At 69.6% G+C, this 18,240-nt stretch carries 22 protein-coding genes and 1 pseudogene; 20 read left to right on the top strand and 3 right to left on the bottom strand.

What is annotated here, in order from left to right; genetic code table 11:
• Positions 1 to 2 precede the first annotated feature (2 nt).
• The 11 genes from rplX to map all read left to right on the top strand — a co-directional run bounded on the left by rplX (position 3) and on the right by map (position 6,801).
• A complete protein-coding gene (rplX, locus tag EDF24_RS01410) occupies positions 3 to 362 on the top strand; it encodes a 50S ribosomal protein L24 (RefSeq protein ID WP_123654819.1) in 360 nt (119 codons plus the stop codon).
• Positions 362 to 952, top strand: a complete 591-nt coding sequence (gene rplE / locus EDF24_RS01405; protein ID WP_123700877.1) for a 50S ribosomal protein L5 — start codon at positions 362 to 364, stop codon at positions 950 to 952. Before rplX ends, rplE begins: the two co-directional genes overlap by 1 nt.
• A gap of 153 nt (positions 953 to 1,105) precedes the next feature.
• Positions 1,106 to 1,504, top strand: a complete 399-nt coding sequence (rpsH, locus tag EDF24_RS01400) for a 30S ribosomal protein S8 (protein WP_071276748.1) — start codon at positions 1,106 to 1,108, stop codon at positions 1,502 to 1,504.
• Between the two features lie 6 nt (positions 1,505 to 1,510).
• A complete protein-coding gene (gene rplF, locus EDF24_RS01395) occupies positions 1,511 to 2,047 on the top strand; it encodes a 50S ribosomal protein L6 (RefSeq protein ID WP_123654817.1) in 537 nt (178 codons plus the stop codon).
• Between the two features lie 2 nt (positions 2,048 to 2,049).
• Positions 2,050 to 2,421: a 50S ribosomal protein L18 gene (rplR, locus tag EDF24_RS01390; RefSeq protein WP_123654816.1), complete on the top strand. Its 372-nt coding sequence runs from the start codon at positions 2,050 to 2,052 to the stop codon at positions 2,419 to 2,421.
• Positions 2,418 to 3,230, top strand: coding sequence for a 30S ribosomal protein S5 (gene rpsE / locus EDF24_RS01385; protein ID WP_123654815.1), 813 nt, complete (start codon positions 2,418 to 2,420; stop codon positions 3,228 to 3,230). Before rplR ends, rpsE begins: the two co-directional genes overlap by 4 nt.
• The gene (rpmD, locus tag EDF24_RS01380; RefSeq protein WP_082517835.1) at positions 3,230 to 3,415 is read left to right on the top strand and encodes a 50S ribosomal protein L30; all 186 of its coding nucleotides are present in this window, start codon (positions 3,230 to 3,232) and stop codon (positions 3,413 to 3,415) included. The genes rpsE and rpmD overlap by 1 nt, the downstream gene beginning before the upstream one ends.
• On the top strand, positions 3,412 to 3,876 hold the full coding sequence (rplO, locus tag EDF24_RS01375; RefSeq protein ID WP_071299488.1) for a 50S ribosomal protein L15: 465 nt from the start codon (positions 3,412 to 3,414) through the stop codon (positions 3,874 to 3,876). Before rpmD ends, rplO begins: the two co-directional genes overlap by 4 nt.
• A 176-nt stretch (positions 3,877 to 4,052) precedes the next feature.
• The gene (secY, locus tag EDF24_RS01370; protein WP_123654814.1) at positions 4,053 to 5,375 is read left to right on the top strand and encodes a preprotein translocase subunit SecY; all 1,323 of its coding nucleotides are present in this window, start codon (positions 4,053 to 4,055) and stop codon (positions 5,373 to 5,375) included.
• Positions 5,372 to 5,962, top strand: coding sequence for an adenylate kinase (locus EDF24_RS01365; protein WP_123654813.1), 591 nt, complete (start codon positions 5,372 to 5,374; stop codon positions 5,960 to 5,962). Before secY ends, EDF24_RS01365 begins: the two co-directional genes overlap by 4 nt.
• A 59-nt stretch (positions 5,963 to 6,021) precedes the next feature.
• Entirely contained in the window at positions 6,022 to 6,801 is a 780-nt protein-coding gene (map, locus tag EDF24_RS01360; RefSeq protein WP_243698228.1) for a type I methionyl aminopeptidase, read from the top strand.
• A 117-nt stretch (positions 6,802 to 6,918) separates the two neighbouring features.
• Here map and EDF24_RS01355 read toward each other — a convergent pair whose 3' ends face one another.
• On the bottom strand, positions 6,919 to 8,190 hold the full coding sequence (locus EDF24_RS01355) for an LCP family protein (RefSeq protein WP_260233326.1): 1,272 nt from the start codon (positions 8,188 to 8,190) through the stop codon (positions 6,919 to 6,921).
• Positions 8,191 to 8,453: 263 nt separating this feature from the next.
• Here EDF24_RS01355 and infA point away from each other — a divergent pair, with 263 nt between their 5' ends.
• From infA to EDF24_RS01315, 8 genes are all read left to right on the top strand, one after another.
• Positions 8,454 to 8,675 carry a translation initiation factor IF-1 gene (gene infA / locus EDF24_RS01350; protein ID WP_017885509.1) on the top strand — a complete coding sequence of 74 codons (222 nt, stop codon included), beginning with the start codon at positions 8,454 to 8,456 and terminating at the stop codon, positions 8,673 to 8,675.
• A 70-nt stretch (positions 8,676 to 8,745) separates the two neighbouring features.
• The gene (gene rpmJ, locus EDF24_RS01345) at positions 8,746 to 8,862 is read left to right on the top strand and encodes a 50S ribosomal protein L36 (RefSeq protein ID WP_071276701.1); all 117 of its coding nucleotides are present in this window, start codon (positions 8,746 to 8,748) and stop codon (positions 8,860 to 8,862) included.
• 169 nt (positions 8,863 to 9,031) lie between these two features.
• On the top strand, positions 9,032 to 9,406 hold the full coding sequence (gene rpsM, locus EDF24_RS01340; RefSeq protein ID WP_071299484.1) for a 30S ribosomal protein S13: 375 nt from the start codon (positions 9,032 to 9,034) through the stop codon (positions 9,404 to 9,406).
• 9 nt (positions 9,407 to 9,415) lie between these two features.
• On the top strand, positions 9,416 to 9,814 hold the full coding sequence (rpsK, locus tag EDF24_RS01335; RefSeq protein WP_017885507.1) for a 30S ribosomal protein S11: 399 nt from the start codon (positions 9,416 to 9,418) through the stop codon (positions 9,812 to 9,814).
• A gap of 207 nt (positions 9,815 to 10,021) precedes the next feature.
• Positions 10,022 to 11,017: a DNA-directed RNA polymerase subunit alpha gene (locus EDF24_RS01330; protein ID WP_056121453.1), complete on the top strand. Its 996-nt coding sequence runs from the start codon at positions 10,022 to 10,024 to the stop codon at positions 11,015 to 11,017.
• A 65-nt stretch (positions 11,018 to 11,082) separates the two neighbouring features.
• Positions 11,083 to 11,649, top strand: coding sequence for a 50S ribosomal protein L17 (rplQ, locus tag EDF24_RS01325; protein ID WP_123654810.1), 567 nt, complete (start codon positions 11,083 to 11,085; stop codon positions 11,647 to 11,649).
• A 124-nt stretch (positions 11,650 to 11,773) separates the two neighbouring features.
• The gene (locus tag EDF24_RS01320) at positions 11,774 to 12,892 is read left to right on the top strand and encodes a hypothetical protein (protein WP_123654809.1); all 1,119 of its coding nucleotides are present in this window, start codon (positions 11,774 to 11,776) and stop codon (positions 12,890 to 12,892) included.
• Positions 12,893 to 12,920: 28 nt separating this feature from the next.
• Positions 12,921 to 16,136 (top strand): BTAD domain-containing putative transcriptional regulator, encoded by a 3,216-nt coding sequence (locus EDF24_RS01315; protein WP_123700875.1) that lies wholly within the window; start codon positions 12,921 to 12,923, stop codon positions 16,134 to 16,136.
• 6 nt (positions 16,137 to 16,142) lie between these two features.
• Here EDF24_RS01315 and EDF24_RS01310 read toward each other — a convergent pair whose 3' ends face one another.
• Positions 16,143 to 16,973: an ABC transporter permease gene (locus tag EDF24_RS01310; RefSeq protein ID WP_123654807.1), complete on the bottom strand. Its 831-nt coding sequence runs from the start codon at positions 16,971 to 16,973 to the stop codon at positions 16,143 to 16,145.
• Positions 16,970 to 17,962: an ATP-binding cassette domain-containing protein gene (locus EDF24_RS01305; protein ID WP_123654806.1), complete on the bottom strand. Its 993-nt coding sequence runs from the start codon at positions 17,960 to 17,962 to the stop codon at positions 16,970 to 16,972. The genes EDF24_RS01310 and EDF24_RS01305 overlap by 4 nt, the downstream gene beginning before the upstream one ends.
• A 90-nt stretch (positions 17,963 to 18,052) precedes the next feature.
• Here EDF24_RS01305 and EDF24_RS01300 point away from each other — a divergent pair.
• Positions 18,053 to 18,240 (top strand): annotated as a pseudogene (locus EDF24_RS01300) (tRNA pseudouridine(38-40) synthase TruA); the annotation flags it as partial.

The raw sequence follows: 18,240 nt of genomic DNA, 5'->3' as shown, positions 1-18,240 counted from the left end.
CCATGGCGAACATCAAGAAGGGTGACCTGGTCCAGGTCATCACGGGCGCGACGCAGGAGCGTGGCGGCGACCGTGGCAAGCAGGGCAAGGTCATCGAGGTCATCACGGGCAAGAACCGTGTCGTCGTCGAGGGCGTGAACTTCGTCACGAAGCACGTCCGCGTCGGCCAGACGCAGCGTGGTTCCAAGACCGGCGGCATCGAGCAGCACGAGGCTTCGATCCACGTGTCGAACGTCGCGCTCGTCGACCCCAAGACGAAGAAGCCGACCCGCGTCGGCTTCCGCACCGAAGAGGTGGAGAAGGACGGCGTCAAGAAGACCGTCCGCGTCCGCTACGCCAAGAAGTCTGGTGAGAAGCTCTGATGACTGACACGACTGCCGCGACGACTGAGAAAGTTCAGCCGCGCCTCAAGCAGAAGTACAAGAACGAGATCAAGGCAGCGCTGACCGAGCAGTTCGGCTACGGCAACGTGAACCAGGTCCCCGGCCTGGTGAAGGTCGTCGTGAACACCGGTGTCGGCGAGGCAGCTCGCGACTCGAAGATCATGGACGGGGCCATCAAGGACCTCACCGCGATCACGGGTCAGAAGCCGCAGGTCACGATGGCCCGCAAGTCCATCGCGCAGTTCAAGCTGCGTGAGGGCCAGGCCATCGGCGCACACGTCACCCTCCGCGGTGACCGTGCGTGGGAGTTCCTGGACCGCCTGCTCTCGCTCGCCCTCCCCCGTATCCGCGACTTCCGAGGTCTCTCCGACCGCCAGTTCGACGGCAACGGCAACTACACGTTCGGTCTCACGGAGCAGAGCATGTTCCACGAGATCGACCAGGACCGCATCGACCGTGTCCGCGGCTTCGACATCACCGTCGTGACCACCGCGAAGACGGACGACGAGGGACGTGCCCTGCTCAAGCAGCTGGGCTTCCCGTTCCGCTCTGCCGAGCAGACGGTCTAAACTACTTCGAGCGACGCGGGCCGGAGGATGCAAGTCCTCCGGCCCGCCCGCACGAACACACGGACTCCGGGGAATCGCCCTGGAGTCACTCGATCGCTCAGGTCGGCATTCGTGGAACGGGTGTCGAAACCAGGTGAGAAACGGAATCACATCATGACGATGACCGATCCGGTCGCAGACATGCTGACCAGATTGCGGAACGCGAACTCGGCGCACCACGACGCCGTCTCGCTTCCGAGCTCGAAGCTCAAGACCACCATCGCTGACATCCTCAAGCGCGAGGGCTACATCAGCGAGTGGAAGGTGGAGGATGCCCGCGTGGGCAAGACCCTCACCATCGAGCTCAAGTACGGCCCCGAGCGCGAGCGCTCGATCGCCGGCATCAAGCGCGTGTCGAAGCCCGGTCTCCGGGTCTACGCGAAGTCGACGGAGATCCCCCAGGTCCTCGGTGGCCTCGGTGTGGCGATCCTGTCGACCTCCTCGGGTCTCCTGACCGACCGCGAAGCCGAGCAGAAGGGCGTGGGTGGGGAAGTCCTCGCCTACGTTTGGTGATCGAACATGTCTCGAATCGGACGTCTTCCCATTGACATCCCCGCGGGCGTGACCGTCTCCATCGACGGTCAGAACGTCGCGGTCAAGGGCCCGAAGGGCGAGCTCTCGCTCGTCGTCGCGGAGCCCATCCAGGCCAACGTCGAGGAGAACCAGGTCCTCGTCACCCGTCCGGACGACGAGCGCACCTCGCGTTCGCTCCACGGGCTGACCCGGACCCTCATCGCGAACCAGATCATCGGCGTCACCCAGGGCTACTCCAAGGGCCTCGAGGTCGTCGGTACCGGTTACCGCGTCCAGGCGAAGGGCTCGAACCTCGAGTTCGCGCTCGGCTACTCCCACTCGATCACGATCGAGCCGCCGGCGGGCATCAGCTTCGCCGTCGAGGGCAACAACAAGGTCACCGTCAACGGCATCGACAAGCAGGCCGTCGGCGAGGTCGCGGCCAACATCCGGAAGCTGCGGAAGCCGGAGCCCTACAAGGGCAAGGGTGTCCGCTACGCCGGCGAGAACGTGCGCCGCAAGGCCGGAAAGTCAGGTAAGTGATCATGGCTATCGGAACTCGAGGCAAGAGCAAGGCGGCCGCCAAGGCCCGCCGCCACAACCGTCTCCGCAAGAAGATCACCGGCACCGAGGCACGTCCCCGTCTCGCCGTCACCCGCTCGTCACGTCACGTGTTCGTGCAGGTCATCGACGACTCGAAGGGTCACACCCTCGCCAGCGCATCGACGATGGAGGCAGACCTCCGCTCGTTCGACGGCGACAAGACCGCCAAGGCGCGTCGCGTCGGCGAGCTCCTCGCCGAGCGTGCGAAGACCGCCGGTGTCGAAGCCGTCGTGTTCGACCGCGGTGGTAGCAAGTACGCCGGTCGCGTCGCCGCGATCGCCGATGGTGCCCGTGAAGGAGGGCTGAACCTGTGAGCGACATCGCGAACAACAGCAACGCCGAAGAGACCCCGGCCGTCGAGGAGACGACCAGCGTCGAAGAGACCAGCGAGACCACCGAGGCCACCAGCGCCGAGGAGACCCCGAAGGGCAAGGAGGCGGAGGCAGCTGCCCCCGTCGCCGAGCGTCCGGTCGAGACCGCTGCAGGCTCCGCGTCCAACAACCGCGACTCGGCCGACAACCGTGGCCGTCGTGGTGGCGGTCGTGACCGTCAGCAGGGCCGTGACCGCAACAACCGCGGTGGCGACAGCCAGTTCCTCGAGCGCGTGGTGACCATCAACCGCGTCTCGAAGGTCGTCAAGGGTGGTCGTCGCTTCAGCTTCACCGCGCTCGTCGTCGTCGGTGACGGCAACGGCCTGGTCGGTGTCGGCTACGGCAAGGCCAAGGAGGTCCCCACGGCGATCTCCAAGGGTGTCGAAGAGGCGAAGAAGAACTTCTTCCGCGTCCCGCGCGTCGGCAACACCATCCCGCACCCCGTGCAGGGTGAGGCCGCAGCCGGTGTCGTCCTCCTGCGTCCGGCCGGCCCGGGTACCGGTGTCATCGCCGGTGGTCCCGTCCGCGCCGTGCTCGAGTGCGCCGGCATCCACGACGTCCTGAGCAAGTCGCTCGGTTCGTCGAACACCATCAACATCGTGCACGCCACGGTCGAGGCCCTCAAGCAGCTCGAGGAGCCCCGCGCCGTCGCAGCACGTCGTGGCCTCGACATCGACCACGTCGTGCCGGCCCGCCTGCTCCGTGCCGAGGCGGCCGCACGTGCCGCCGCGAGCGAGAAGGCAGGTGCCTGATGGCCATGCTGAAGATCACGCAGACGAAGTCAGTCATCAGCGAGAAGCAGTACCAGCGCGACACGCTCCGCAGCCTGGGTCTCAAGCGCATCGGCCGTACGGTCCTGCGTGAGGACAACTCCCAGAACCGCGGCTACATCGCGACGGTGGCGCACCTCGTGAAGGTCGAGGAGGTCGACGCATGAGCGACGAGAAGAACGAGCGCGTCCAGATCCTGAAGGTGCACCACCTTCGTCCGGCCGCTGGCTCGAAGAAGGACCGCACCCGTGTGGGTCGCGGTGAGGGCTCGAAGGGCAAGACCGCGGGCCGCGGTACCAAGGGCACGAAGGCCCGTTACCAGGTCCGCGTCGGCTTCGAGGGTGGGCAGATGCCGCTGCACATGCGCACCCCGAAGCTCCGCGGGTTCAAGAACCCGTTCCGCGTCGAGTACCAGGTCGTGAACCTGGACAAGCTCGCGGAGCTGTACCCGAACGGTGGCGACGTCACCGTTGCGGACCTGGTCGCCAAGGGCGCCGTCCGCAAGAACGAGAAGGTCAAGGTTCTCGGTCAGGGTGACATCAGCGTGAAGCTCACCGTCACGGTCGACAAGGTCTCGGGCTCCGCCCAGGACAAGATCGTGGCTGCGGGCGGCACCGTCACCGAGTAGTCCCGTCGGCGGCCCGTGCATTGCGCACGGGCCGCCGTTACGGTTTCCTTGATGGAGGCCCGGATCCCCCCGTCGGTTCGACGACGGACGCCGGGCCACGCGGTCGGCGCTTCCGGCCACGGGCGGATCCGCCCGGCACGATCGGCAAGACCGGTCCCCAGAAGTTCGGAGTTCTCGTGTTCAGAGCGGTCGCGCGCATCATGCGCACCCCCGATCTTCGGAAGAAGATCGGCTTCACCCTCGCGATCATCGCGCTGTTCCGCCTCGGGTCGTACATCCCGGCACCGTACGTCGACTACGCCGCGGTGCAGACCTGCCTCGCGAGCGCTTCGTCCTCCGGCGGTCTCTACGACCTGATCAACCTGTTCTCCGGCGGCGCGCTGCTGAAGCTCTCGGTCTTCGCGCTCGGCATCATGCCGTACATCACGTCGTCGATCATCGTGCAGCTCCTGCGCGTCGTGATCCCGCACTTCGACGCCCTCTACAAGGAGGGTCAGACCGGTCAGGCCAAGCTGACCCAGTACACCCGCTACCTCACCATCGCGCTCGGTGTGCTGCAGTCCACGACGCTGATCACGGTCGCCCGCTCCGGCCAGCTCTTCGGCACGAACGCCAGTTCCTCCTGCTCGTCGATCATCTCGAACGACAGCTGGTACGCGATCATGCTCATGGTCGTCACCCTGACCGCCGGCACCGGCCTCATCATGTGGATGGGCGAGCTCGTCACCGAGCGCGGCATCGGCAACGGCATGTCGCTCCTCATCTTCACGTCCATCGCAGCGCAGTTCCCGTCCGCGCTCTGGGCGATCGAGCAGTCGCAGTCGTTCGAGCTCTTCCTGTTCGTCATCCTGGTCGGCCTGGTCATCATGATGGCCGTCGTCTTCGTCGAGCAGTCGCAGCGGCGGATCCCCGTGCAGTACGCCAAGCGCATGGTCGGCCGTCGGACCTACGGCGGCAACAACACGTACATCCCGATCAAGGTGAACATGGCCGGCGTCGTGCCTGTCATCTTCGCCTCGTCGCTGCTGTACCTGCCGGCACTGGTCGCGCAGTTCAACCAGCCCTCCGACGGCTCCGAGCCGGCCGCGTGGGTGACCTGGATCCAGAACAACCTGACCTCGGGTGACAACTGGTTCTACATGGTCCTGTACTTCCTGCTCATCGTCGGGTTCACCTACTTCTACGTCGCGATCACCTTCAACCCCGAAGAGGTCGCCGACAACATGAAGAAGTACGGCGGGTTCATCCCCGGCATCCGTGCCGGTCGTCCCACCGCCGAGTACCTCGACTACGTCCTGACCCGGGTGACGTTGCCCGGCTCGCTCTACCTCGGTCTCATCGCGCTCATCCCGCTGGCAGCACTGGCGCTGTTCGGCGCGAACCAGAACTTCCCGTTCGGTGGCGCGAGCATCCTCATCATCGTGGGTGTCGGTCTCGAGACCGTGAAGCAGATCGACTCGCAGCTGCAGCAACGTCACTACGAAGGGCTTCTCCGTTGAGCGCACGTCTCATCATCGTCGGACCTCCCGGAGCGGGGAAGGGCACCCAGGCCGGCCGCATCGCCGAGTCCTTCGGCATCCCGGCCGTCTCCACCGGGGACATCTTCCGGAAGAACGTGTCGGAAGGCACGCCGCTCGGGGTCCAGGCGAAGGCGATCATGGACGCGGGCGACTACGTCCCGGACTCGCTGACGAACGAGCTCGTGAAGTCCCGCCTCGAAGAGCCGGACGCCGAGAGCGGCTTCCTGCTGGACGGCTACCCCCGCACGGTCGGCCAGGTCGAGTACCTCGACGCGCTGCTGACCGAGCAGGGCGCCGGGATCGATGCGGTCATCCGGCTCGTGGCCGACCAGGACGCGCTCGTCGAGCGGCTCCTGAAGCGCGCTGAGCAGCAGGGCCGCAGCGACGACAACGAGGAGACGATCCGTCGTCGCCAGCAGGTCTACGCCGAGCAGACCGCCCCGATCGTCGACGCCTACCAGCAGCGTGGGCTCGTGGTCGAGGTCGACGGCCTCGGCGCCATCGACGAGGTCGGTGACCGCATCCAGGCAGCGCTCGCGTCGCGCGGGCTGACCGCCGGCGTCTGACCCGCGTGGCACGGTTCCGCAAGCCCTCGATCTACAAGACCCCGGACGAGCTCCGCGCCATGGTGCGCCCGGGGCTCCTGACCGCGGCAGCGCTCGACGCCGTCCGTGCGGCGATCCGGCCCGGCATCACCACGGGGGAGCTCGACGCGATCGCCGAGCGGACGATCCGTGACGGCGGCGGGATCCCGAACTTCCAGCTGGTCCCCGGGTACCGGCACACGCTCTGCGTGTCGGTGAACGACGAGATCGTGCACGGCATCCCGGGGGACCGGGTGCTCCAGCCGGGTGACATCGTGTCGGTGGACGCCGGTGCGGAGGTCGACGGCTGGAACGGCGACAGCGCGTTCACGACGGTGGTCCCGGGTGGCGACGCCTCCCTGTCGGCCGCCCGACAGCGGCTCAGCGACACCACCGAGCGGTCACTCTGGCACGGCATCGTGGCGCTCGCGAAGGCGAAGAACCTCAACGAGGTCGGCGACGCGGTCGAGGACGCCATCGACGAGACCGGCAAGTGGGGCATCGTCGAGGACTTCACCGGCCACGGCATCGGTCGGTCCATGCACGAGGAGCCCCCGGTCTTCAACTACCGCATCCGTGGCGCGGGTCCGGCGGTGCGTCCGGGCCTCGTGGTCGCGATCGAGCCGATGGTCACCGCCGGTACGATCGACAGCTCGACCGACGACGACGACTGGACCGTCCGCACCCTCGACGGTTCGGATGCTGCGCACTGGGAGCACAGCGTCGCGGTGCACGCGGACGGGATCTGGGTCCTGACGGCCGCCGACGGCGGCGCCGCGCACCTGACCCCGCTGGGTGTGACGCCCGTCCCGATCCCGTAGCACGAGCCTCCCGGCCCGCTCGTCGTCCCGAACTGCGGACGCGAGCCGATCCGTCGCGTCCGCAGGTGGTCACGTCCCGATCGGACGGGAGGCGCGGGGCGGGCCCGCCGCGCCGGCTCAGTTGCCGACGGAGCAGGTCTCCTCTGCAGCGCTCTGTCCGGTGATCGACGACGGCAGCGGCGTCGCGGAGGCACTCGGCGTGCTCGTGCTGCTCGACGACGACGACGATGAGGACGAGGACGAGGACGAGGACGCAGCGCTCGACGGCGTGGCCGACGGTGAGGCGCTCGACGACGTCCCGCTGGAGCTCTCCTCGGACGCACGTCCGGTGGTCGAGTCGCTGAGAGTGGTCTTCTCGTCCGTCTGGAGCGCGACGTTGAGCGCGTGCGCGGTGTCCTGGTCGACGATCACCCTGGCGCTGTCCGCCGGGTCGTCCGCGACCGGGTACTGCACGAAGAGCATGCTCGACGTGCTCATCCCGCGGAGCATGCCGGCGAGGCCCACGAGGGTCTTCGCCTGGCCGAGCCCGTCGGAGAGGACCATGTTGCTGAGCGCCGCTCCGGCGAGCTTGTAGAGCGTGATCGGGTTCGAGAGCGTGCCGTCGGACGTGACCTTGCGGAGCAGCGCCGACAGGAACACCTGCTGGGAACTGATCCGGGCGAGGTCGCTGCCGTCGCCGACGCCGTGCCGGGTGCGCAGGAACGCGAGGGCGTCGGAGCCCTCGAGCGTGTGCTCGCCCGCGGTGAGGTGCAGGCCGGTGTAGGTGTCGTCGATCGCCTTCGCCACGCAGACGTCGACGCCGCCGAGGGCGTTCGACATCTCGATGACCCCGTCGAACGTGATGAGGCTGGCGTACGGGATGCTCAGGCCGGTGAGGTTCTCGACCGTGTCGACGACGCACGAGACGCCGCCGTTGCCGAGCGCGGTGTTGAACATCGCGGAGGACGCGGCGGGGTAGGTGGTCCCCGTCTCCGGGTTCGTGCACGCGGGGATCGGCACCATCAGGTCGCGCGGGAAGCTCACCGCGGTCAGCTGCTGGTGGTCCGCGGAGATGTGGATGAGCATCGTCACGTCGTTGCGGGCGCCGTCGACGTCGTCCGCGGAGTCGAACTGGCCGACGCGGGTGTCGCTGCCGATGAGCAGGATGTTCGCGCCGCCCTTGATCGCCGTGATGTCGGCGGTCTTCGCGGTGCTCTGGTCGTCGGTGCTGAGCTGGACGCTGGTCGGTGCGGTCGCGAGCTGGGCGCCGGCGATGGCGGCGACGCTGGTGCCGCTGACGAGGACGACGGCGAGGGCGGAGGCGACGACGGACACGAGTGTGGTCCAGCCCCGACGGCGCGCGAGGCGGCCGTGGCGGGCGATCGTCCGCTGGTTGCGGGTGGCGGGCACAGGTGTCTCCGTTCGGGGGGCTGCACTGTCACCGTAGGGCCGGAGTCCTGCGCGGCCCCAGGAGCGCGCCGTGGAACCACTGTGGAACGCTGGCCCTCCCCTCAGGAACACCCCAGAGGAGGGGGCACGGCGCGCGCACTTGGCAATCGGGCGCAGATCCCATAAGATCGATCTTTGGTGTGCCATGCCTTCTGGGCGTGGCGCCCGACCCGCAGACCGGCTCGGGGATCACACCGGTAATCCAACCAAGCGACAGTGAGGCTATGGCCAAGAAAGACGGCGTCATCGAGATCGAAGGCTCGGTGCTCGAAGCTCTGCCCAACGCGATGTTCCGCGTTGAGCTGACCAATGGGCACAAGGTCCTCGCGCACATCTCCGGGAAGATGCGCCAGCACTACATCCGCATCCTCCCAGAGGACCGCGTGATCGTGGAGCTGAGCCCGTACGACCTGACCCGCGGCCGGATCGTCTACCGCTACAAGTGATCCGCGAGCTGGAAAGGAACGACTCGGCGAACCCGCCGAGCACGAAGCCAGCGAGCACGAGGAATCAGCAATGAAGGTCAACCCCAGCGTCAAGCCCATGTGCGAGCACTGCCGTGTCATCCGCCGCAAGGGCCGCGTCATGGTGATCTGCAAGAGCAACCCGCGTCACAAGCAGCGCCAGGGCTAGTCCCAGCGCGTGACCGGGGCCGTCGCAGGCGGCTCGAGCACGAACCACAACTCAACATCGACAACGCAGTACCAGATCCCGCTCGTCCGCGAGCGGGGGACACCCCGGGTCGGAGGCCCGAGCACCGGTACTGCGCCACACCTCCATCGACAACAGGAGCAGCCAGCACATGGCACGTCTAGCAGGCGTCGACATCCCGCGCGAGAAGCGCGTGGAGATCGCACTCACGTACATCTACGGCGTCGGCCGCACTCGCGCGGTCAAGACGCTCGCGGACACCGGTATCTCCGGTGACATCCGCGTCAAGGACCTCACCGACGACCAGCTCGTCGCCCTCCGCGACTACATCGAGGGCAACTACAAGGTCGAGGGTGATCTCCGCCGCGAGGTCGCAGCCGACATCCGCCGCAAGGTCGAGATCGGCAGCTACGAGGGTCTTCGTCACCGTCGTGGTCTCCCGGTGCGCGGTCAGCGCACCAAGACCAACGCGCGTACCCGCAAGGGCCCGAAGCGCACCGTGGCAGGCAAGAAGAAGGCCCGATAGGAGATCATCATGGCTACCCCCAAGACTGCCGCGCGCAAGCCGCGCCGCAAGGAGAAGAAGAACGTCGCCGTGGGCCAGGCCCACATCAAGAGCACGTTCAACAACACGATCGTCAGCATCACCGACCCGTCGGGTGCCGTCCTCAGCTGGGCGTCCTCCGGGGCCGTCGGCTTCAAGGGCTCGCGCAAGTCGACGCCGTTCGCGGCGCAGCTCGCCGCCGAGTCCGCTGCGCGTCAGGCGCAGGAGCACGGCGTCAAGAAGGTCGACGTGTTCGTGAAGGGCCCGGGTTCGGGTCGTGAGACCGCGATCCGCTCCCTCCAGGCCGCTGGCCTCGAGGTCGGTTCGATCAACGACGTCACGCCGCAGGCGCACAACGGGTGCCGCCCGCCCAAGCGCCGTCGCGTCTGACGCGAGGAGCAACCGGCCGTTCCCCGCTCGATCCGTGACGGAACAGTTCGTTCCCTGACCGGAGCGAGCGGGGGCGGCCATTCCTGGTCGTTCGATCGCGCACCTCGGTGCGCGTGATCACAACTCAACAGACCCGTCGGGGCCCGGTCGGCCCCGTCGTACCGCCAAGTGTCATATAGCGGACACTTCGCCGAAAGGAATCCCACAGTGCTCATTGCACAGCGCCCCACCCTGACCGAGGAGTCGATCTCCGAGCACCGCTCGCGCTTCGTCATCGAGCCGCTCGAGCCTGGCTTCGGCTACACCCTCGGCAACTCGCTGCGCCGCACGCTCCTCTCCTCGATCCCCGGCGCGGCTGTCACCAGCATCCGCATCGACGGTGTCCTCCACGAATTCAGCACCGTTCCCGGTGTCAAGGAAGACGTCACGGAGATCATCCTCAACATCAAGAGCCTGGTCGTCTCCAGCGAGCACGACGAGCCCATCACGGCGTACCTGCGCAAGCAGGGTGCCGGTCAGGTCACCGCCGCGGACATCTCCGCGCCGGCCGGCGTCGAGATCCACAACCCGGACCTCGTCATCGCGACCCTGAACGACACCGCGCGCTTCGAGCTCGAGCTCACCATCGAGCGTGGCCGCGGCTACGTCTCGGCGACGCAGAACCGCTCGGAGTTCAGCGAGGCCGGTCAGATCCCGATCGACTCGATCTACTCGCCGGTCCTCAAGGTCACCTACCGCGTCGAGGCGACGCGTGCCGGTGAGCGCACGGACTTCGACCGTCTGGTCGTCGACGTCGAGTCGAAGCCGGCCATCACGCCGCGCGACGCCATCGCGTCGGCTGGTCGGACGCTCGTCGAGCTGTTCGGTCTCGCCCGTGAGCTCAACACGGCGGCCGAGGGCATCGAGATCGGCCCCGCGCCGGTCGACGCAGTGCTCTCGAACGAGCTGCAGACCCCGATCGAGGACCTCGATCTCTCGGTCCGCAGCTACAACTGCCTGAAGCGGGAGGGCATCAACACGGTGTCCGAGCTCGTCGCCCTTTCGGAGACGCAGCTCATGAACATCCGCAACTTCGGTCAGAAGTCGGTGGACGAGGTCAAGGACAAGCTCACCGAGCTCGGCCTGTCCCTCAAGGACACCGTCCCCGGATTCGACGGCGCCCACTTCTACAGCGGGTACGACGAGGACGAGTCCAGCAACTGACCTCGCGCTGATGCGCACGCGCGTCGTCACGGCGCGCACCACTCTTTCACCACTGGAGAACTGACATGCCGAAGCCCACCAAGGGCCCCCGCCTCGGTGGCGGCCCCGCCCACGAGCGCCTGCTCCTGAGCAACCTCGCCAACGCCCTCTTCACGCACGGTCGCATCACGACCACCGAGACGAAGGCCAAGCGCCTCCGCCCGGTCGCCGAGCGTCTCATCACGTTCGCGAAGCGCGGCGACCTGCACGCTCGTCGTCGGGTCATCGCGGCCCTCCGCGACAAGACCGTCGTGCACACGCTGTTCACGGAGATCGCGCCGCAGGTGGCCGACCGCCAGGGCGGCTACACCCGCATCACGAAGCTCGGCTTCCGCAAGGGTGACAACGCGCCGCTCGCCTCGATCGAGCTCGTCCTCGAGCCCGTTTCCGGCACCCCGGCCCCCGTCACGCGCAACTCGGCTCCGGCTGCTGCTGCGCCGGCCGCCGAGCCCGCCGCGGAGGAGACCACCGAGGAGGCCCCGGTCGAGGAGACCGAGACCACCGAGGAGTCGGCTCCCGTCGAGTCGGAGACCGAGACCGAGGCTGCCGCCGAGGTCGAGGAAGACGCCGCCGAGAAGTCGGACGACAAGTAGTCACACGCACCACCACGAACGGCCCTCGCAGCTCTGCTGCGGGGGCCGTTTGGCGTCCGGTCAGCGGGCGCACCGTAGGGTGACGCGTCGGCCCATCGGGTGAGGGCCGACACCAGGAGGACACATGGGATTCGAACACGTCGCGGGGGTGGGGACCAGGATCTGGCGATGGAGCCGGACGTCCGGCACCCAGCCGCGCCTGCTCCACGCCGCGAAGGCCGCCGGAGCCGCCGCGCTCGCGTGGTTCGTCGCACGGCACGTCCCCGGGGTCGCGTCCGACTACCCCTACTACGCCCCGCTCGGCGCCGTCATCGCGATGCAGACGACGGTGTTCGCCGGGCTCCGGAGCGGGATCCAGACGCTCGTCGGCATCGCGCTCGGCATCGGCGTCGCCGCGTTCACGATGTGGGTCGGGGACCCGGGCATCCTCGCCGTGGCCCTCGCGGTCGGCGTCGGTGTGCTCGTCGGCGGGTTCCGGATCCTCGGGGAGGGCAGTTCGTGGGTGTCCACGGCGGCGCTGTTCGTGTTGCTGGTGGGCGGTGCGCACGCCGAGGGCTACTCGCTCGGGTACCTCGTGCAGATGGCCGTCGGCGTTGTGGTCGGGCTGCTCGTGAACTTCCTGGTGTTCCCGCCGCTGCACTTCTGGGACGCCGAACACCGGATCGACGCGGTGAACGACGTCCTCGCCGACCACCTCGACGGCCTCGCCGCGGTCATGCGGGAGGGCAAGCGCGACGAGCCGGCGTGGGACCGCCAGCAGGACCGTCTCGACCGGGCGATCGCGGACGTCCGGTCACGGGTCTCGATCGCGCACGAGAGCCGCAAGATCAACCCGCGCGGGGCACTCCGGGGCTCACGGGCGCGGCTCCAGCAGGACGGTGCCCGCTTCCGCGCCCTGGAACGGGTCGCCTGGTACACGACCGACCTCACCGAGCTCGTCGCACGCTCGGGTCCGGTCTCCGAGGGCGTCGGTCGCCCTGATCCGGCCTTCGCCGAGCCCCTGGCGAAGGCGATGACGCAGCTCGCCTGCATGATCCGCGGCGAGTGCCCGGAGACCGCGGGCGAAGAGGCGATCGAGGAGGTCGAACGGGCACTCGATGCGAGCCGGGAGAACCCGTCGCACGTCGCCGTCACCGCGGCTGCCCTGGTGTCGCTCCGCGGGATCGTGGAGTCGGAGCGCCGGGCGACCGAGAACCTGGACACCTCGACCGGTCCGTCCGCGTTCAGTCGGCAGCGGCGCTGAACGAGGCCTCCGCCCGTAGACTCGGCCCGTGCCAGGACACCCCCGCATCGCCGTCCTCGGGCCCGTGCTGGTCATGGATCCGACCGGCACGCCGACGCCCGTCCCGGGAGCGTTGGCACGGGCGTTCGTCACCGCCCTCGTCCTGGCCCGCGGGCACGCCATGTCCACCGACGCGATCATCGACGAGCTGTGGGGCGAGGCGCAGTCGAAGGGCTCACGGGCCGCACTGCAGACCCTCGTGTCGCGGCTGCGACGGAGCACCGCGGACGGCCTCGTCGTGTCGACGAGCACCGGGTACGCGCTCGGGGTCGGCCCGGACGACGTCGACCTCGCCGCGGCCGAACGCGTCGCCGGGACGGCGGGTGCGGCGGACGACGACGTCCACGCCGCGCTCGAGCTCTGGCGCGGCGACCCGGGTGCCGACGTCGAGGGTGACCTCGGTGCCGCGCTCGGCGAACGGGCAGCGACGGCACGACGCGGACTCCGACGTGCGCTCGGCTCGGCGCTCCTCGCCTCGGGCGACGCGGACGCCGCCGTCGACTTGTGGCGCGAGCAGGCGGACGCGGACCCCTTCGACGAGGTGGCCGTCGCCGGCTCGATGCGCGCACTCGCTGCGGCCGGCCGGACCACGGAAGCGCTCGCCGCGTTCGCAGCGCACCGGGAACGCCTGGCCGACGGGCTCGGCGCCGACCCCTCCGCCGACCTCGTCCGCCTCAACGCGGAGCTCCTCCGACGATCCGCGTCCGCCTCGGGGGCCGTCCGCCGGATCGGCCTCCGAGCATCGCCGAACGCGTTGATCGGTCGGGAGGCCGACCTCACCACGGTCGCGGACCTCCTGTCGCGGGAACGGCTCGTCACGATCCTCGGTGCGGGTGGGCTCGGCAAGACCCGCCTCGCGCAGGCGGTCGCCGCGTCGGTGCCGGCGGACCGCGGGGTCGTGGTGCTCGAGCTCGCACCGCTCGCCGCGGGGGATGACATCGTCCCCGCACTCGGTGCCCTGCTCGGGATCGCCGAGGTCCGCTCCGCCCGGGCGCTCCGGGACGCCGTCGTCGCCGACCTCCGTGGCCGCGTGGTCCGGGCGCTCGGGGACGAACCGACCGTCCTGGTGCTGGACAACTGCGAGCACCTCGTCGCGGACGTCGCCGCGTTCACCGCCGACCTGCTCGCGGTGCTGCCGGCGCTCCGGGTCCTGACGACCTCGCGTGCGCCGCTCGCCATCGCGGGCGAGGTCGTCGCGCCCCTCGCGCCGCTGCCGGTCGAGGCCGAGGGGGCAGCAGTCCGCCTGTTCACCGAGCGGGCCCGCGCGGCACGACCGGGCGCGGTGCTCCCCGTGGACACCGTCCGGCGCATCTGCACCCGGCTCGACGGCACCCCGCTCGCGATCGAGCTCGCCGCCGCCCGGATCCGCGGCATGAGCGCCGAGGAGATCGAACGCCGGCTCGACGACCGGTTCGCCCTGCTCCGCGGCGGCGACCGCACCGCCCCCGAGCGGCACCGCACGCTTCTGGCCGTCATCGAGTGGAGCTGGCGGCTCCTCGACGACGGCGCGCAGGACCTGCTGACCCGGCTGGCGCTCTTCCCGGACGGACTGGCCGTCGACGCGGTGGAGGCCGTCGCGGCGGACGAGCGCCGGGACGACGCGCTCGACGACCTCGCCGAACTGGTCGAGCAGTCCCTGGTGCAGCTCGTCGAGCGGGAGGGCGACCCCGTGCGCTACCGCGTGCTCGAGACCGTGCGGGAGTTCGGCGCGGCCCGGCTCTACGAACGCGGCCGGACGGACGAGGTCCGCGCCGCGATGATCCGGTGGGGGCGCGACTTCTCCGCCGCCCGGAACATGTTCGCCGCGACCGGGGAGCCGCAGCGACGGTACTTCAGAGAGGTCGGTCGCGAAGCCGACAACCTCGTCACCCTGCTCCGCTGGGGTCTGCAGGCCGAGGACCGTCCCGCCGTCGCGCAGGTGTTCTCGGCGCTCGGCGGCTACTGGACGCTCCGCGGTGCGCACGGCGAGGTCGTCGCGATCGCCGCGGACGTCGTCACGGTGCTCCGGCAGGCGCCGCCGGCAGCGGAGGACCGTGCCGCAACCATCCTCGGGCTCGTGCTCACCGGCGGGTCGTCGGCGTTCTCCGACCGACGCACCGCCGTCCGTGCCATCTCGACGCTGCGGCACGTGACGCGTGCGGGCTGGAGCGGGTTCCCGGTGCTCGACGCCCAGGCCGCGCTGCTCCTCACCATCGGACGGCCGGCGGAGGGGATGGCGCTCCTCGCCCGGTACCGCGAGGACCCGGACGACGGTGTCGCGTGCCTCGCGCACATGCTCAGCGCGCCGCTCGCCGAGAACGACGGCGAGTTCGTCCTGGCGCTCCGGTACGCCGAGCGCGGCGAGACCCTCGCGGTCACCGTGGACGACGCCTGGGCGATGGGGTCCGGCGCCGTCACGATGACGCAGCTCCTCGCACAGACCGGCCGGTACACCGATGCGCTCGCCGCAGCCGCCCTGGCGCGGGAGCGGCTCGAGGTCTTCGGCGCCGAGGACGACCTGTACGAGATCGGCTGGACCGTCGGGCTCTGCGCCGCAGCGACCGGGGACGTGACACTCGCCCGCTCCATCGCCGCCGAGCTCGGGAACCAGCCCGTCACGAACCGCGGCGGGTTCGACGGCGACGCCGCGCAGATCGGGGTCCTCGCGATCGCGATCGACGCCGAGTGCAGCCGGAGTCTCGGCGACCTCGACGCTGCTGCCGCCCGCTACGGGGACGCCTGGGACTTCGTCCTGCCGCGCCGGAAGCAGACGCCGCACTGGACGCTGATGGCGGGCGCCGCGCGGCTCGCGGCGCTGGACGAGGCGACGGTGGGCCGATCCGACGGAACCGAGCCGGGCCTCCCGGCCGTGGCCACCACGTCCGCCATCGCGCGCCGCATGCGCGTCGGTGCACTCGTGATGCTGCGCCTGCACCCCTGGTGGCTGGACCTGCCCGTCATCGGGACGGCCCTGCTGGGCCTGGCGCTCGCCGCGGCCCGGCTCGGCGACCACGACCGGGCCGCACGGTGCTGGGGGCTGGCGAGCCGCTTCGGGTCACGGCAGGACTTCGCGGTGCTCGCGCACGCCCGGATCCGTCCGCTCCTGGTCGAGGTGCTCGGCGACCCGACGGTCCTCGACGCCGAAACGGCCTCGGCCGGATGGGACCGGGCCGAGGCCGTCTCGCAGGCGCGCCTGCTGCTCGAGGAACTGCGCTTCAGCCGCTGAGCGGCGTCACGCCTTCCGCATGTACGCGCGGACCGTGAGCGGTGCGAACACCGCGACCACGACGGCGGCACCGACGAGCGAGATCCACAGGTCGCCGCCCACCTGGCCGTGGTTCACGAGCTCGCGGACCGCGGTGATCAGGTGCGAGATCGGGTTGACCTCGGAGAACCAGCGCAGCCAGTCGGGCAGGGTGTCAGCGGGGACGAAGGCGTTCGAGAGGAACGTCAGCGGGAAGAGCACCATGTTCGAGATGCCGGAGACGCTCGACGCGGTCCGGGCGATCACGCCGAAGTAGGCGAAGATCCAGCTGATCGCCCACGCGACCACGATCACCAGGAGCCCGGCGAGGACCACCGAACCGACGCCACCGGCCGGGCGGAGTCCCATGATGATGCCGACCACGAACGTGATCGTCGTCGCGATGGCGTACCGGACGGTGTCCGCGAGGAGCGCACCGGCGAGCGGGGCGATCCGGGCGATCGGGAGCGACTTGAAGCGGTCGAACACGCCCTTGTCCATGTCCTCGCGGAGCTGGACGCCGGTGACGATCGACGACGTGATGTTCGTCTGGACGAGGATGCCCGGGATGATGATCGGCAGGTAGGCCGCCACGTTCCCAGAGATCGCGCCACCGAAGATGTACGTGAACATCACGGTGAAGATGATCGGCATCAGGGTGACGTCGAACAGCTGCTCCGGCGTGCGACGGACCTTGATCAGGCCGCGGTACGCCATCGTGAAGGACTGCCGGATCGTGGCACCGAGTCCGGTGCCACCGACGCCGGGGCGCGGGGTGATGCGGGGCGCAGCGGTCGGGGTGGGGGCGATGGTGGTCATGCGTTGCTCCCTTCGAGCTCGCGCGTGGTGTCGGCGTCGTCGGTCGTGGCCGGGGCGCCCGTGATGGTGAGGAAGACCTCGTCGAGCGTCGGCTTCTGCACGCTCATCTCGGCGAGGGAGATGCCCGCGTCGCGGAACGACACGAGGAGGTCGGTGACGCGGTCCGGGTCCGCCATCGGGGCCGTCAGGCGGGTGCCCTCCGGGCTCGCGACCGCGTCGACGCCGAGCGTCTGGCGGACGAGCGTGCGCGCCGCGTCGAGGCGGAGCGCGTCCTGCAGCCGGAGCTGCAGGGAGGCGGTGCCGATCGATGCCTTGAGCTCGTCGCCGGTGCCCTCCGCGACCACACGGCCGTGGTCGATGACGGCGATCCGGTCGGCCAGCTGGTCGGCCTCGTCGAGGTACTGCGTCGTGAGCAGCACGGTCGAGCCGGTCGCGACGAGCTCCCGGATCGTGTCCCACATCTGCGCACGGGTCCGCGGGTCGAGGCCCGTGGTCGGCTCGTCGAGGAAGATCAGCGGCGGCTGCGCGATGAGGCTCGCCGCCAGGTCGAGGCGTCGGCGCATGCCGCCGGAGAAGTTCTTCAAGGGGCGGGTCGCGGCCTCGGTCAGGCCGAAGCGCTCCAGGAGCTCGGCGGACTTCCGCTTCGACTCCGCCCGGGAGAGCCCGAGGAGCCGGGAGAAGATCACCAGGTTCTCCGTCGCGCTGAGCGTCTCGTCGACGCTGGCGTACTGGCCGGTGACGCCGATGAGCCGGCGGACCTCCTGCGCTTCGCGGCGGACGTCGTGGCCGAAGATGCGGGCCTCGCCGGCGTCCGGCTTCATGAGCGTGGCGAGCATGCTGATCGTGGTCGTCTTGCCGGCCCCGTTCGGGCCGAGCACGCCGTACACGGTGCCGGCCTCGACACGGAGGTCGACACCGTCCACAGCGCGGTTCTGCCCGAAGGTCTTCACGAGGCCGGTGGCCTCCACCGCGAGTGGTGTCGTGGTCATCGTCGTGTCCTTTCGTCGATGTCGAGGACGATCGTGCCGCGGGGCGCTCACGCGGCACTGACGCGGCGCTGACATCGGTACCGTTGGGGCGTGAGTGAAGGAACCGTGCGGCTCCGGCTGGACGTCGCGTACGACGGGGCCGCGTTCTCCGGGTGGGCCAGGCAGCCCGGGCTGCGGACCGCCCAGGGCGCGCTCGAGACCGCGCTCGCCACCGTCTTCACCCGGTGGGGTGCACCGCCGCTGCTCACCGTGGCCGGGCGGACCGACGCGGGCGTGCA

It is taken from the genome of Curtobacterium sp. PhB130, from assembly GCF_003755165.1.
In the GTDB taxonomy this organism is placed as follows: domain Bacteria; phylum Actinomycetota; class Actinomycetes; order Actinomycetales; family Microbacteriaceae; genus Curtobacterium.
Note: the sequence above shows the minus strand (reverse complement) of the source record. Positions and strands in the feature narration are given on the sequence as shown.